15 protein-coding genes are annotated in these 12,983 nt (G+C 73.8%); 5 read left to right on the plus strand and 10 right to left on the minus strand.

Annotated elements, in window-relative coordinates:
* Positions 1-42: 42 nt before the first annotated feature.
* Entirely contained in the window at positions 43-966 is a 924-nt protein-coding gene (locus O7635_RS30005; RefSeq protein WP_278083852.1) for an NAD(P)/FAD-dependent oxidoreductase, read from the plus strand.
* A gap of 394 nt (positions 967-1,360) precedes the next feature.
* Here the strand turns inward: O7635_RS30005 and O7635_RS30010 are convergent, their stop codons facing one another.
* A complete protein-coding gene (locus O7635_RS30010; RefSeq protein WP_278083853.1) occupies positions 1,361-2,584 on the minus strand; it encodes an MFS transporter in 1,224 nt (407 codons plus the stop codon).
* 47 nt (positions 2,585-2,631) lie between these two features.
* Between O7635_RS30010 and O7635_RS30015 the strand changes: the two genes are divergently transcribed.
* Entirely contained in the window at positions 2,632-3,045 is a 414-nt protein-coding gene (locus O7635_RS30015) for a helix-turn-helix transcriptional regulator (RefSeq protein ID WP_278083854.1), read from the plus strand.
* Here the strand turns inward: O7635_RS30015 and O7635_RS30020 are convergent.
* Positions 3,042-3,710: a nucleotidyltransferase domain-containing protein gene (locus O7635_RS30020; protein ID WP_278083855.1), complete on the minus strand. Its 669-nt coding sequence runs from the start codon at positions 3,708-3,710 to the stop codon at positions 3,042-3,044. The two genes, O7635_RS30015 and O7635_RS30020, sit on opposite strands and share 4 nt — an antisense overlap.
* Positions 3,711-3,766: 56 nt before the next feature.
* Between O7635_RS30020 and O7635_RS30025 the strand changes: the two genes are divergently transcribed.
* Positions 3,767-4,414: an HAD family hydrolase gene (locus O7635_RS30025; protein ID WP_278083856.1), complete on the plus strand. Its 648-nt coding sequence runs from the start codon at positions 3,767-3,769 to the stop codon at positions 4,412-4,414.
* Between the two features lie 2 nt (positions 4,415-4,416).
* Here O7635_RS30025 and O7635_RS30030 read toward each other — a convergent pair whose 3' ends face one another.
* The gene (locus tag O7635_RS30030) at positions 4,417-5,319 is read right to left on the minus strand and encodes a phosphotransferase (protein ID WP_278083857.1); all 903 of its coding nucleotides are present in this window, start codon (positions 5,317-5,319) and stop codon (positions 4,417-4,419) included.
* A gap of 141 nt (positions 5,320-5,460) precedes the next feature.
* Here O7635_RS30030 and O7635_RS30035 point away from each other — a divergent pair, with 141 nt between their 5' ends.
* On the plus strand, positions 5,461-6,222 hold the full coding sequence (locus O7635_RS30035; RefSeq protein ID WP_278083858.1) for a nucleotidyltransferase domain-containing protein: 762 nt from the start codon (positions 5,461-5,463) through the stop codon (positions 6,220-6,222).
* 59 nt (positions 6,223-6,281) lie between these two features.
* Here the strand turns inward: O7635_RS30035 and rox are convergent, their stop codons facing one another.
* The 5 genes from rox to O7635_RS30060 all read right to left on the minus strand — a co-directional run bounded on the left by rox (position 6,282) and on the right by O7635_RS30060 (position 10,602).
* The gene (rox, locus tag O7635_RS30040) at positions 6,282-7,712 is read right to left on the minus strand and encodes a rifampin monooxygenase (protein WP_278083859.1); all 1,431 of its coding nucleotides are present in this window, start codon (positions 7,710-7,712) and stop codon (positions 6,282-6,284) included.
* Between the two features lie 150 nt (positions 7,713-7,862).
* Positions 7,863-8,282, minus strand: a complete 420-nt coding sequence (locus O7635_RS30045; protein ID WP_278083860.1) for a VOC family protein — start codon at positions 8,280-8,282, stop codon at positions 7,863-7,865.
* Between the two features lie 24 nt (positions 8,283-8,306).
* Complete coding sequence (locus O7635_RS30050) at positions 8,307-8,657, minus strand: helix-turn-helix transcriptional regulator (protein ID WP_278085602.1); 351 nt, start codon at positions 8,655-8,657, stop codon at positions 8,307-8,309.
* Positions 8,658-8,724: 67 nt separating this feature from the next.
* The gene (locus O7635_RS30055; RefSeq protein ID WP_278083861.1) at positions 8,725-9,675 is read right to left on the minus strand and encodes a pyridoxal-phosphate dependent enzyme; all 951 of its coding nucleotides are present in this window, start codon (positions 9,673-9,675) and stop codon (positions 8,725-8,727) included.
* 144 nt (positions 9,676-9,819) lie between these two features.
* Positions 9,820-10,602 carry an alpha/beta hydrolase gene (locus tag O7635_RS30060; protein WP_278083862.1) on the minus strand — a complete coding sequence of 261 codons (783 nt, stop codon included), beginning with the start codon at positions 10,600-10,602 and terminating at the stop codon, positions 9,820-9,822.
* Positions 10,603-10,652: 50 nt separating this feature from the next.
* Between O7635_RS30060 and O7635_RS30065 the strand changes: the two genes are divergently transcribed.
* On the plus strand, positions 10,653-11,858 hold the full coding sequence (locus O7635_RS30065) for a sigma-70 family RNA polymerase sigma factor (RefSeq protein WP_278083863.1): 1,206 nt from the start codon (positions 10,653-10,655) through the stop codon (positions 11,856-11,858).
* Here the strand turns inward: O7635_RS30065 and O7635_RS30070 are convergent.
* Positions 11,843-12,124, minus strand: coding sequence for a DUF2087 domain-containing protein (locus O7635_RS30070; protein ID WP_278083864.1), 282 nt, complete (start codon positions 12,122-12,124; stop codon positions 11,843-11,845). The two genes, O7635_RS30065 and O7635_RS30070, sit on opposite strands and share 16 nt — an antisense overlap.
* Before the next feature lie 42 nt (positions 12,125-12,166).
* A complete protein-coding gene (locus O7635_RS30075) occupies positions 12,167-12,910 on the minus strand; it encodes a TetR/AcrR family transcriptional regulator (protein WP_278083865.1) in 744 nt (247 codons plus the stop codon).
* Positions 12,911-12,983: the final 73 nt, after the last annotated feature.

A 12,983-nucleotide genomic window follows, 5' to 3' on the forward strand; every position in this document is an offset into this window, starting at 1 on the left:
GAATGTTGCCACCGTCCCGCCAGCCGAGCGACCGTGGACCGCATGGAAACGTATGACGTCATCGTCGTCGGCGGCGGCCCCGCTGGGCTGGCCGGCGCGCTCACCCTGGCCCGCGCGCGGCGCTCCGTGCTGGTCGTCGACAATGGCACCCCGCGCAACGCGGCCGCCGGCCACGTGCACAACTTCCTCACCCGCGACGGCACGCCGCCCGCGGAGCTGCTCGCCCTCGGCCGGTCCGAGGTCGCGGGCTACGGCGCCACCTTCGTCACGGGTACGGCCATCGCGGCCAAGCCCGACGGCGACGGCTTCACGGTCGCGCTCGACGACGGTCGGGAACTGCGGGCGCGCCGGCTCCTGGTGACGACCGGGCTGACCGACGAGCTGCCCGACATCCCCGGCGTGGCCGGGCGGTTGGGCCGGGATGTGCTGCACTGCCCGTACTGCCATGGTTGGGAGGTCCGCGACCAGGCGATCGGCATCATCGCGACCACGCCGGCGGTCACCCACCCGGCCCTTTTGTGGCGGCAGTGGAGCGCCGACGTCACCGTGGTCCTCCACGGCCAGCCGGCCCCGAGCGCCGAGGACGCGAAACTGCTCGCCGCCCGCGGCGTCACCGTCGTCGACGAGCGCATCACCGCCCTCGACCCGGACCGCACCGCCCACCTGTCCGGCGGCGACACCCTGACCCGCGACGTGTGGGTGACGCCGACCCGGATGACGGCCCGCGACGAACTGCTGAGCGGCCTGGGCGTGGAGACCGAGCCGGTGAAGATGGGGGACGTCGAGGTCGGCGTGGCCGTCAAGGCCGACGCCAACGGGGCCACGTCCGTGCCGGGCGTCTATGTCGCCGGCAACGTCACCGACCTGCGCGCCCAGGTGATCGTCAGCGCGGCCGCGGGCCTGAACGCCGGCGCCATGATCAACGCCGACCTGGTGATGGCGGACGCCCACGCCGCGGCCGGCTAGGTCGGAACGCTGGTTGCCGGCACGGCACCGAGGTCTGCGCCGTGCCACGCGGGCGGCCGGCCGCGTCGGTCGCCCAGCGGACCGAGCGGCCGGCGCAACGCGGTGCCGCGCGGACACCAGCAGGCCGCGTCGCCCGCAGGGACCGGCCGAGGCGGACGGCGCCGCGCGGGTGGGAGGCCGCGTCGCCGCACGCACCGGCCAACGCGAGCGGCGCCGCGCGGGTGGGAGGCCACGTCGCCGCACGCACCGGCCAACGCGAGCGGCGCCGCGCGGATGGGAGGCCACGTCGCCGCACGCACCGGCCAACGCGAGCGGCGCCGCGCGGATGGGAGGCCCGGTCGCCGCACGCACCGGCCAACGCGGGCGGTGCGGCGCGGCACGCCGCGTGCGTCGGTCAGCGGACCGCATTGCCAGCGCGGGCGGTGTGCTCGTCGCCCGGGTCAACGTCATGACGCCACGGCCACGAAACGGCGCCGGCTGGAAGCAGGGCCATCGCGAGCAGACCCACGGCGACAACCGTCAGGCTCAGCAGGACCAGTGCCAGCGGAAGACCGGCCATCCCCAGCAGCAGCGGCGCCAGCAGGGCGCCGGTCACCGCGGCCAAGGCGTCGGTCAGGTGGAAGCCCGCCGCGACCCGGCCGAGCACCGCGTCCGGTGTGGACACCTGGATGCGGTGCCCGACGGCGATCTGGCACACCGCGCCCGGCACGCCGCTCAGGCCGACCGCGACCAGCGCCCGCGGCACCGACCCGGCGGTGAACGCGACCAGGAAGCAGACCCCGACCAGCGCATAGCCGAGCGACACCACGGTCCGCGTCGCGTACCGCAGGATGAGTGGGCGGGCCAGCGCCGAACCAGTGAGGTAGCCGAGGCCGAGGGCGGCGATCAGCCAGCCGACCACCTGGCCGGATCCGCCGAGCCGGTCGACCGCGAACGGGATCAGCAGCACCGTCAGCGCCGCGTTCGCGGTCCAGTAGAGGCTGCTCGCCACGGCCAGCCCGCGCAGCACCGGCGTCCGGGCCAGGGCGCGCACACCGTCGCGGATGAGCACCCGGGCGCCGGCGCTGCGCCCGCCGGGCAGGCCCACGACCAACGCGGCCGCGACCACATAGGACAGCGCGTCGGCCGCCACCACCGCGGGAAACCAGCCCGCGGCCACGAGCGCGGTGCCGAGCGGTGGACCGATCATGCGGTACGCGCTGTCGGTGAACGTGGTCAGGGCGTTCGCCGTCGCCAGGTCGGCCGGATCCGGCACGACCGTGGGGGTCAGCGCGCGCAGGGCCGGGCGCAGGAAACAGCCGGCCGCGGCCTCGACGAACAGGCCTACGAAGATCAGGTCGGGGCTGAGCATCAGGGCGACCCCGGCCGCGCTGGCGAGGTTGGCCAGCACGATGATCCGGACCCGCGGCCACCGGTCGACGGCGACGCCCGCCCACGGCGCGACCAGCAGGGCCGGCACCGCCTGCACCGCCAGCGCGAGCCCGGTCGACATGGCGGAGCCGGTCACCGCGTACACGTGCAGCGGCGCGGCGAAGACCAGCAGCCACGAGCCGAAGCCGTCGACCGCGCCGGCCACATAGAGGCGGCGGTACGCGCGGTTGCGGCGCAGCAGTCCCATGGCCGCGGACACTATTCTCACGGGACAACATCTGGCAAGATGCTCGTGTGGAGATAGTCGAGCTGGGTCGGCGGCTGCGGGTGCGGCGCACCGCGGCCGGTCGCACGATCGCCTCGGTCGCCGCCGACGCCAGGCTGTCGGTCCCCTACATCGCCAACCTGGAGAACGGTCGCGGCAACCCGACGCTCGCCGCGGTCACCGCGCTGGCCGCCGCGCTCGGCGCGGAGCTGCGGGTCGACCTGAGCGACGGCGACGGCGACGCCGGGCCCGCGGCGCTGCCCGACTCGCTGGTCCGGTTCGCCCGCTCACCACGGTTCGCCGCCGAGCAGATCCCCGACCGCGAACGCGTCCTGACCGCGATGGCCAGCCTCGGCGCCCTCGCCGACCGCCCGCTGACGGACCTCGACTGGCACCGCGTCCTGGACACCGTCGTGCTGCTGACCCGGCCGGCGCCGCCCTAACGCAGCAGGTCGAGGTCGTCGCCCCAGGCGTCGACCACGTCACCGAAGCCGCGCTCGCGGGCGAGTCGCTCGAGAGGTGCGAACAACGCCGACGGCCGCCCGGTCAACGCCGGAACCAGCCGCTCAACGGTCCACGGCGCGGGCAGCGGATGGTTGTCCAGCTCCCACCGCAGGTACTTGTTGTAGGGACGCACCCGCCCGTACAACGCGAACAGCGTCCACATGAACCACGGCGCCGCCTCGATCTCGTCGAGCCGGGCCAGGTCGTCGTGGCCGTCACGGCGGCTCTTCGCGGCCCGGTAGACGAAGTTCACGTACCCGTCGAGGTTCTCCCGCACGAACCCGTCCACTTCGGACGGTGCCAGCTCGCCCTGGGCCCGCACCAGCGCCGCGATGCGCCCGTCGAGCCGGTCGAGGAGCACGACCGCGCCACGGTACGCGTAGCGCTGCCACCGGTCGGACGTGTCCGCGAGCTCCTCGACGGTCAGGACGGCGAGGTCGAGCCCGGCCCGCACCCTGACCCACTGACCACCGTGTTCCCGCACGACGACGAACACGTCGTGGTCGGAGTGCGGGCCGCCCATCCCCCGGGCCTGCGAGCCCGACAACACCAGCCCCAGCACGTCGGGATCAGCCTCGGCCCGGGCCCGCAGCGCGTCCAGCACGGTCCCGTTCTACCCGACCCGCGCCGCCGGGCGCACCGGCATTTACGATCGGCGGCGTGTACGCGGCGGTGCTGTGCGACGTCTACGGCACGCTCGTGCGCGACGACGAGACGTGGGCCCACGAGGTCGTCGCGGCGATCGCCGCCCGGGCCGGCGTCGACCCGGAGGACGTCGCCACCGAATGGGACACCCGCATCTGGGCGATGGCCGACGCCGCGCACGGGCCGGCCTTCCGCACCCTCGCCGACCTCAACACCAGCAGCCTCACCGCAACGGCAACCCACTTCGGCGTACGCGTCGACGTGGCGCCGCCACCCCCACCGCGGCCGCCGCTGTTCGCGGACAGCCTCCCGTTCCTGGCGGCCGTAAAGGTCCCTGTCTGCCTGGTCTCGGACGCCGACAATGACCGCCTCCGCGCGGTACTGGACCACCACCGCATCACCGTGGCCGCCGTGGTGACCAGCGAGGACGCCCGCGCCTACAAACCGCGACCGGAGCCGTTCGCCCTGGCGCTGCGGCGGCTGGGCGTGGCCACCGGCGAAATGGTGCATGTCGGCGACTCACCCGCGGCCGATGTCGTCGGGGCCGCCGCGCTGGGCATCGCCACCGCGTTCCTCAGCCGCGACGGCCGCCGCCTGCCACCCCATCTCACGGCGACGCACACCATCACCACCTTGACCGATCTCGTTCCCCTGCTCGGCTGACCTCAGAGCAGGGCCGCGAGGAGCGGCCGGATGGCGATGGCGCGACGGGCCTGCCAGCCGCGCAGTGTCGGATGACCGGATAGGGCCGGCAGTGTCGAGCGGTAGCGCCACATCCCCGCCAACGCGGCGACGAACCGGACCGCTTCGCCTGGCAGCGTGTCCAGCACCTCGACGGCGGCCGCGAGTGCAGCGCCGTCGCGGTGGCCGGCGCAGACGATGTCGGCGGCGAGCCGCGCCCGGTCCAACCACGGCGCCCCGGCGCAGCCGAAGCTCCAGTCGACCAGCGTCGCGCGGCCGCCGGGCCGGTCGACGACCGCGTTGTCCCCGCGCACGTCCTGGTGCACCAGACGGTCGCCGGCAGTCCAGGCACGCCAGCCCGAGGCCAGGGCCACCAGGGCCGGCGCATGCCGTCCCTCCCACTCGTCCCGGTCGGTCAGTCGTTCCCAACCGTCGAGGTCCGTGAGCAGCGCCGCGATCGGCGGCAGCGTCGGCGGCGCGGCAAGGGACCCGATGGTCGCGCACGCTGCTCCGACGAGCCTGACCCCGTCGGCCGTCCACGGCGGGTCGGCGGCCTCCCCGGCGGCCACCGACATCACCAGCGCCAGCCAGCCACCGACCCGGGCGCAGCCGAACAGCTCCGGGGCGGGCGCGCCGGCTGGTAACGCCGCGAGGGTGGCCGCCTCCCGCTCGTAGGCGCGATGCGAGCCGATGCTGGCGTCCCGCGAGACGGCCTTCACGAACACCTGGCGCCCGTCGGCCAGGTCCAGCAGCGCGGCTGGGCCCGGGGACATTCCGCCGTGCACGTCGCGGCTGCCGACGACCGGGGAGCCGCAGATCCGGTCGACTTCGCGGCGCAGCGCCCCGGGCGTCGCTGTCCACGACGGCCGCCGCGCGAATCCGGTCACGGCGTCACCCTAATCGCGGGCGCAAAGGGCGTTACACCATAACGGTCATTATGGTGTAGCCGGAATTTCGGTCGCGGACCTCCGTTCGAGATTATTGAATTACCGGTATTGGTAATTCGCTAATCGAGCGGAACGGGTCTGATGACTGACGAAGCGTTCCTCCAGGCTGTCGCCGACCGGTTGGCGGCCCTGCCGACGGTCGAGGCGGTGACGCTCGGCGGCTCCCGGGCCGCCGGCACCCACCGGCCCGACAGCGACTGGGACGTCGCGGTCTACTACCGGGGCGCCTTCGACCCGGAGCGGCTGCGGGCGATCGGCTGGCCCGGCGAGGTGTCCGAGATCGGCGGCTGGGGCGGCGGCGTGTTCAACGGCGGTGCATGGCTCACCGTCGAGGGGCGTCAGGTCGACGTGCACTACCGGGACCTGGCCGCGGTCGAGCACGAGCTCGCCGAGGCCCGGCAGGGCCGCTTTCACTGGGAAGCGCTGCTGTTCCACCTGGCCGGCGTGCCCAGCTACTTGCTCGCCGCCGAGCTGGCCAACAACCGGGTGCTGCGTGGCACGTTGCCGCACCCGCAGTTCCCGGCGCCGCTGCGCGAGGCCGCACCGCCGGTGTGGCGGCGGCGGGCCGCCATGACGCTCGGCTACGCCCGGTCCGCCTACGCCCCGCGCGGCCAGGCCACCGAGGTCGCCGGCGCCTTGGCCACCGCCGCGATGCAGACCGCCCACGCCGTCCTCGCCGAACGCGGCGAATGGGTCACCAACGAGAAGCGCCTCCTGCAGCGCGCCGGCCTGCGCCCGCTCGACGACATCATCGCCCGCCTGCGGCCGGACCCCGAGGTGCTGCTCCCCGCCGTCGCCGACGCGAAGGCCCTGCTGGAACCGCAAGGAACGGCCCGTTCCTAGCGGTTTCCGCATAGGAACGGGCCGTTGCGATCGCGGCGTGAGCGGCCGCGCGCCGCCGTTCAGCTGGCGGCCGCCCCGAACCAGCGTGACAACTCACCGTCCAGCGAGGACTGATCGTCGCCCACCCAGGCCACGTGGCCGTCGGGCCGCAGCAGCACGGCCGGCGCGTCAAGCTCCTCGCTCACCTCCACCACGTGGTCGACCCGGTCGGGCCACCCCGTCACCGACAGGCGCCCCGTCTGGTCGAGGAGCAGCCCACGCCCGCCGCGCATGAGCTCGTACAGCCGCCCGCTCTTGAGCCGCACGTCGCGCAGCCGCCGCCCGACGAGGTCAGGGACGTCAGCGCCGAAGTCGTACCGTACCGAGATCGCGGTGATCTTCTCGGTCAGGTAGCGGGACACCTCGTCGAAGTCCATCAACTCCGACAGGAGCTGCCGCACCGCCTGCGGGCCCGGCTCCGTCGACATCAGCTCGATCTGCGCCCGGGTGTTGTTGAGCACGTCCGCCGCCACCGGCCGCCGCTCGGTCTCGTAGCTGTCCAGCAGATCGTCCGGCGCCCATCCACCGACCGCGGCCACCAGCTTCCACCCCAGGTTGAACGCGTCCTGCACACCAAGGTTGAGGCCCTGCCCACCGGTCGGCGGGTGGATGTGCGCGGCGTCGCCGGCCAGGAACGCCCGCCCCACCCGGTAGCGCCCCGCCAGCCGCGTCGCGTCGCCGAACCGGGACAGCCACCGCGGCGAGTGCACCCCGAAGTCGGTGCCCGTCAGCGACACGAGCGCCGCCCGCACCTCCTCCAGCGTCGGCGGAGCGGCCCGATCAGCGGAAACCCCAGGAGCGGGGACGATCATCCGGTACGTGCCGTCGCCGAGCGGCATGAACCCGAAGCGCTTCTGCGTCTCGCGGACGGACGCGGTCACCGACGCCACCGTCTCCGGCGACGCGGTGATCTCCATCTCGCCGATCAGCGTCTCCACCCGGCTGGGCTCGCCCGGGAAACCGACGCCGAGCAGCTTGCGCACGGTGCTGCGCCCGCCGTCGCAGCCAACGAGGTAACGCCCCGCCACCGACGACCCGTCGGCCAACGTGACGGTCACCCCGTCGGCGTCCTGGCGAAGGTCGACCACCTCGGCGCCGCGCCGGATCTCGGCGCCGCGCTCGACCGCCCACTCCTCCAGCAGCCGGTCGATGGTCGTCTGGGGGATGCCGAGCACGTACCCGTGTGCCGTTTCGAGCCGCGACGGCGCGGGCTTCTGGATGCCGGCGAAGAAGCCGCCGAGCGGGTACTGCGTGCCGAGCGCGAGGAACCGGTCCAGCACGCCGCGCTGGTCCATGATCTCGATGCTGCGCACGTGCAGGCCCATGGCCCGCACGAACGGCGGCGGCACCCGCTCCTTCTCGAGCACCACCGTCCGCAGGCCGTGCAGCCGCAACTCGGTGGCCAGCATCAGCCCGGTGGGTCCGCCGCCGGCAATGACTACGTCAAACATGAACCGCCCATTCGCCGAAGTGTCGCGAGGCCCGCGTTTACGCAGGTCCTGGCTTCGGCTGGCAATTCTGCGACAAGACGGGGGTCTTGCCGCAAGACCCCCGGTGCGCTATACGTTAATAGTGGCAGGGAGATGATTCCCCTGCCTTTCTCATTGCCGCGGCCGGGGCTGGTTGAAGCGCAGCATGTTCCCTGAGGGGTCGCGGAAGGCACAGTCCCGCACCCCGTAGGGCTGGTCCATCGGCTCCTGGAGCACCTCGCCACCCGCGGCCCGGATGCGTTCGAACGTGCCGTCGACGTCGTCGGTGGTGAAGATGACCCCGCGCAGCAGCCCCTTGGCCAGCAGTTCCGACATGTTCTGCTTGTCGGCCGGCGAGGCGTTGGGGTCGGCCAGCGGCGGTTCGAGGACGATGTCGACGCCGGGCTGCTCGGGCGAGCCGACGGTCACCCAGCGCATGCCTTCGAAGCCGACGTCGTTGCGGACCTCCATGCCGAGGACGTCGCGGTAGAACGCGATCGCCTTGTCGAAGTCGTCGACGGCGATGAAGCAGGTGGAGAGCGAGATGGCCATGCCGGTCACGCTACGGGGTCGCGGTCACGCCCTCCGGACCGGGCGCGTGTGGATCTTGGCCATGCAGGCCGGGATGGTGGCGCCGTCGTCGTGGCTGCGGGCCCGGTACGCGCTCGGGCTCTCGCCGACGAGCTCGGTGAAGCGGGAGCTGAACGACCCCAGCGACGTGCAGCCGACCGCCATGCAGACCTCGGTGACGGTGAGGTCGCCGCGGCGCAGCAGGGCCTTGGCCCGCTCGATGCGGCGGGTCATCAGGTAGCTGTAGGGCGTCTCGCCGAACGCGGCCCGGAAGCTGCGCGCGAAGTGCCCCGGCGACATCAGCGCGACCCGGGCCAGCGCCGGCACGTCGAGGGGCTCCGCGTAGTCGCGGTCCATCGCGTCGCGGGCCCGCCGCAGCCGGACGAGGTCTTCCAGGTTCACCCGTCAACCTTCCCACACATGGTCAGCTGGCCAGCAGGGCCGCGAACCGGGTTGTGTCGACGTTGCCGCCGGAGAGGATCACCCCGACCCGGCCGCTGAGCCCGCCGGTCAGCACGGCGGCGAGCCCGGTCGCGCCGCTGGGTTCCAGCACGATCTTGAGCCGGTCGAACGCGAACCGCATCGCGTCGCGGATCTGGTCGTCGCTCACGAGGACGATCTCGTCGACGAGCCTGCGGTTGACGGAGAAGGTCAGCTCGCCGGGGATGTCGGCGGCCTGCCCGTCGGCGATGGTGCGCGGCACCGGGATCCGGACCCGCGATCCGGCGGCCAGCGACCGGCGGGTGTCGTCACCGTCGACCGGCTCGACCCCGACCACCCGGATGCCGGGAAACAGGCCCTTCGCGGCGGTGGCGGTGCCGGCGATCAGCCCGCCGCCGCCGACCGGCGCCACCACCACGTCGAGCGCGCCGGCCTCGTCGAGCAGCTCCAGCGCAGCGGTGCCCTGGCCGGCGATCACGTGCGGGTGCTCGTACGGCGGGATCAGCGCGAGCCCCCGCTCCGCCGCGAGCGCCTCTCCGAGCGCGACCCGGTCGCCGGTGTAGCGGTCGTAGGTCCGGATCTCCGCTCCGTAGCCGGCGACCGCCGCCTGCTTCGACGACGGCGTGTCCTCGGGCATCAGGATGACCGCGGTGCTGCCCAGCTCCCGGGCGGCGAGGGCGACGGCCTGGGCGTGGTTGCCGGACGAGTACGCCGCGATGCCCCGCGCCAGCTGCGCCGCCGAGAGCCGCGACACCGCGTTGTAGGCGCCGCGGAACTTGAACGCCCCGATCCGCTGGAGGTTCTCGCATTTGAGGAACACCTCGGCGCCGGCCCGCGCGTCGAGCGTCCGGGAGCGCACGACCGGGGTGCGGTGGGCGACGCCGGCGATCCGGTCGGCGGCGGAGCGCACGTCGTCGAGGGTGGGAGCGATCATGTAGGCGATTCTCGCATCACGGCCCGGCGCGCTCCGCCGACCGGGCGCGCAGGAACGACCGCCCGAGCCAGCCGGCGACCAGCCAGCCGCCGATGATGCCGAGCGCGGGCGCGTAACCCGCCTATTCGGCGCCGCCCTAAGTGATCAATGACCGTCCTCGAGGACCGCGACCGCTCTCGCGACGGCGGCGTGGAGGGCGGCGCGGGATTCGCCGGTGTCGTCGAGCACGTCGAAGGAGTGCTGGCCGTCGGGGACGTCGATGATCTCGAGCGGGGCCGCGGCCGCGGCGGCGACGAACGCGGCCACGAAGCCGGCGAGCAGCGGGCGTTCGCGGCCGGCGCGGGTCAGGACGATCGGCGGGGCGTCGGCGCCGGCTCCGGCGACCGCGTCGATCGGGGCGAAGCGCGGGTCGAGGTGCAGGCGGTCCTCGGCCGGCAGATGCGGCGCGGGCGACGCGAGCAGCGGGTAGCTGAGGAAGATGGCCCGCAGCCACGCGGGCCGGTCCCGCAGCCAGTCGGCGCAGAGCAGCCCCGCGCCGGAGAACGCCCAGAGGACGACGCGGTCGCCGGCGACGTCGGGGTGCGCGCGCAGCGCCTCGACGGCGGCAGCCACGTCGGCGGCGGCGGTGACCGCGTCGACGGTCGGGCCGTCGGGGCCGTCGACGACGTGGTAGCGGTGGTCGACGACGGCGGCCGCGACTCCGGCGGCCCGCAGCAGGGCCGCGTATCCGATGTAGACCGGCCAGGCCCGGGGTGTCGGGGCGAAGTCGTCGGGGATCGGTCCGCCGTGGACGAGCAGCACGACCGGGTGCGGACCCGACACGGCGTCGGGCAGGTAGAGGTCGAGGTTGGGTGCGACCGCCACGGGCGACGGCAGGTCGGGATGCTCGGCGACGAACGGGCGCAGGAACCGCGGGATCTCGTTCACGCCCGGCAGTGTGCCCGCGCGACGGCGACACCGCGAGCGAGAATCGTGCGGTGGGCGACCTCGAACCGCTGCTGCGGGACCTCGCGCCGCAGGTCCTCACCGCGGTCGTGCGTCAGCACGGCGATTTCTACGCAGGCGAGGACGCGGTGCAGGAGGCGCTGTTCGCCGCCGCGACGCGGTGGCCGGTCGACGGTGTGCCGGACAACCCGCGCGGTTGGCTGGTCACGGTGGCGTCCCGGGCGTGGATCGCGGCGTGGCGACGCGACACCGCCCGCGCGCGGCGGGAGGAGAAGGCGGCCACGCTGGACCCGCCGGCGCCCGCGCCCGCCACCGGCGATGACGACACGCTGACGTTGCTGCTGCTGTGCTGCCATCCGGCGTTGACCCCGGCGTCGCAGGTCGCGTTGACGTTGCGGGCCGTCGGGGGGCTGACCACGGCGGAGATCGCGCGGGCGCTGCTGGTGCCGGAGACGACGGTGGCGCAGCGGATCAGCCGCGCCAAGCAGAAGATCCGGGACGCGGGCGCGCGGTTCACGATGCCCCCGCCGGAGGAGCGGGCGGCGCGGCTGGCCGCCGTACTCCACGTGCTCTATCTGATCTTCAACGAGGGTTACACCGCCAGCTCCGGGCAGCGGCTGCACCGGGTCGAGCTGACGGCGGAGGCGATCCGGCTGGCCCGGCAGCTGCACGACCGGCTGCCCGGCGACGGCGAGGTGGCCGGGCTGCTGGCGCTGATGCTGCTCACCGACGCCCGCCGGCCGGCCCGGACCCGTGACGACGGCGCGCTGGTGCCGCTGGCCGAGCAGGACCGCGATCGCTGGGACCGGGACATGATCGCCGAGGGGGTGGCGCTGGTCAGCGCGGCGCTGACGACGACGGCGGTCGGCCCCTACCAGCTGCAGGCGGCGATCGCGGCGGTGCACGACGAGGCGCCGACGGCCGCCGACACCGACTGGCCGCAGATCCTGGGGCTCTACGACGCGCTGGATCGGATCGCGCCGGGGCCGATGGTGACGTTGAACCGGGTGGTGGCGGTGGCGATGGTGCACGGGGCCGTCGCGGGCCTGGCGGCGCTGGAGGCGGCCGAGCCGGCCCTGGCGGGCCACCACCGGGTCGCCGCGGTACGCGCGCACCTGCTGGAGATGGCCGGCGACGGCGCGGGGGCGCGGGCGGCGTACGAGCAGGCGGCCCGGCAGACGCTCAGCGAGCCGGAGCGGGCCTATCTGGCGGCGCGGGCGGCTCAGACCTCGACGTAGCCGCCGGTGCGCCAGTAGAGCCCGTCCTCGCGGGCCATCAGCCCGGTGTCGATCAGGTAGCGGCGCAGCGAGACCCAGTCGCGCTCGTAGAAGGCGCGCAGGGCCGCGTCGACCTCTTTCTCGCGGAACTTCACGCCGGGCTCGAAGACGGTGACGATGTGCTCGAGCACGACCTGGCGCTTGGCGGCGCGCGCGGGGATCGACGTGAGCCGGCCGTCGCGCAGGAACGCGCCGAGAATCCGCTCACGCCGCTGATCGAGGTCCATGTGGCCACCGTAGCCGCGGTGCCACGCCACCGGCATCCCGGTTTACCCGCGCCGCAGGTACGCCTCGATGCCGTCGAGCAGCCGACGCAGGCCGAACTCGAAGGCGTGGTCGGCGTCGACCAGCCCGTACGCCTCGCCGGCGGCGGCGCCGACCCGGGCCGCGACCGGGAACCGCTCCGGGTCGAACACCTTCTCCAGCAGCGGCGCCTGCACGGCCCACCACTGGTCGTCGGTCATGCCGCTGCGGTCGGGCGCCTGGGCGAACTCGACGGCGGTCTGGGCGGCGCCGCTCACGTAGGCGAGCACCGACGTGAGCGCGGTGTCCATGTCCACGTCGGACAGTCCGGCGCCTTCGAGCGCGCCGAGCTCGTAGTCGTATTTCGCGATCAGGTTCGGGCCCATCGGCGGGCGGGACGTGCCGATCTGGAGCAGCCACGGGTGCCGGCGGTAGAGCGCGAGATTGGCCCGGGCGACCTGCTCGAGCCGGGCCCGCCACTCGGGGGCCGGTTCGGGGCGCTCGGTCTCGCCGAGCACCTGGTCGATCATCAGGTCGAGCAGCTCGCCCTTGCCGGGCACATAGGTGTAGAGCGACATCGCGCCCACCCCCAGCCGCTCGGCGACGCGGCGCATGGACAAATTGGCCAGCCCGTCGCCGTCGGCGATCTCGATGGCCGCCGTGACGATCCGGTCGACCGACAGGCCCGTGCGGCCCTCCCGGTCGGCGGAGCGCCAGAGCAGCGCCATGCTGCGCGCCGGGTCGCCGGTTCCGCTGTGTTCGACCGCCATGGTGTTTGGCACCTCGTTCCGTACGGTGTACCGTACGCCGTACGGAGTGTTCCGTACAGCGTACCGATCATAA

The organism is Asanoa sp. WMMD1127, assembly GCF_029626225.1.
GTDB lineage: Bacteria > Actinomycetota > Actinomycetes > Mycobacteriales > Micromonosporaceae > Asanoa.

Coding starts and splice junctions, on each gene's coding strand:
- O7635_RS30005 (WP_278083852.1), top strand. CDS start 43: ATGGAAACGTATGACGTCATCGTCGTCGGCGGCGGCCCCGCTGGGCTG.
- O7635_RS30010 (WP_278083853.1), bottom strand. CDS start 2,584: ATGGGACTGCTGCGCCGCAACCGCGCGTACCGCCGCCTCTATGTGGCC.
- O7635_RS30035 (WP_278083858.1), top strand. CDS start 5,461: ATGACTGACGAAGCGTTCCTCCAGGCTGTCGCCGACCGGTTGGCGGCC.
- rox (WP_278083859.1), bottom strand. CDS start 7,712: ATGTTTGACGTAGTCATTGCCGGCGGCGGACCCACCGGGCTGATGCTG.
- O7635_RS30045 (WP_278083860.1), bottom strand. CDS start 8,282: ATGGCCATCTCGCTCTCCACCTGCTTCATCGCCGTCGACGACTTCGAC.
- O7635_RS30050 (WP_278085602.1), bottom strand. CDS start 8,657: ATGGACCGCGACTACGCGGAGCCCCTCGACGTGCCGGCGCTGGCCCGG.
- O7635_RS30055 (WP_278083861.1), bottom strand. CDS start 9,675: ATGATCGCTCCCACCCTCGACGACGTGCGCTCCGCCGCCGACCGGATC.
- O7635_RS30070 (WP_278083864.1), bottom strand. CDS start 12,124: ATGGACCTCGATCAGCGGCGTGAGCGGATTCTCGGCGCGTTCCTGCGC.
- O7635_RS30075 (WP_278083865.1), bottom strand. CDS start 12,910: ATGGCGGTCGAACACAGCGGAACCGGCGACCCGGCGCGCAGCATGGCG.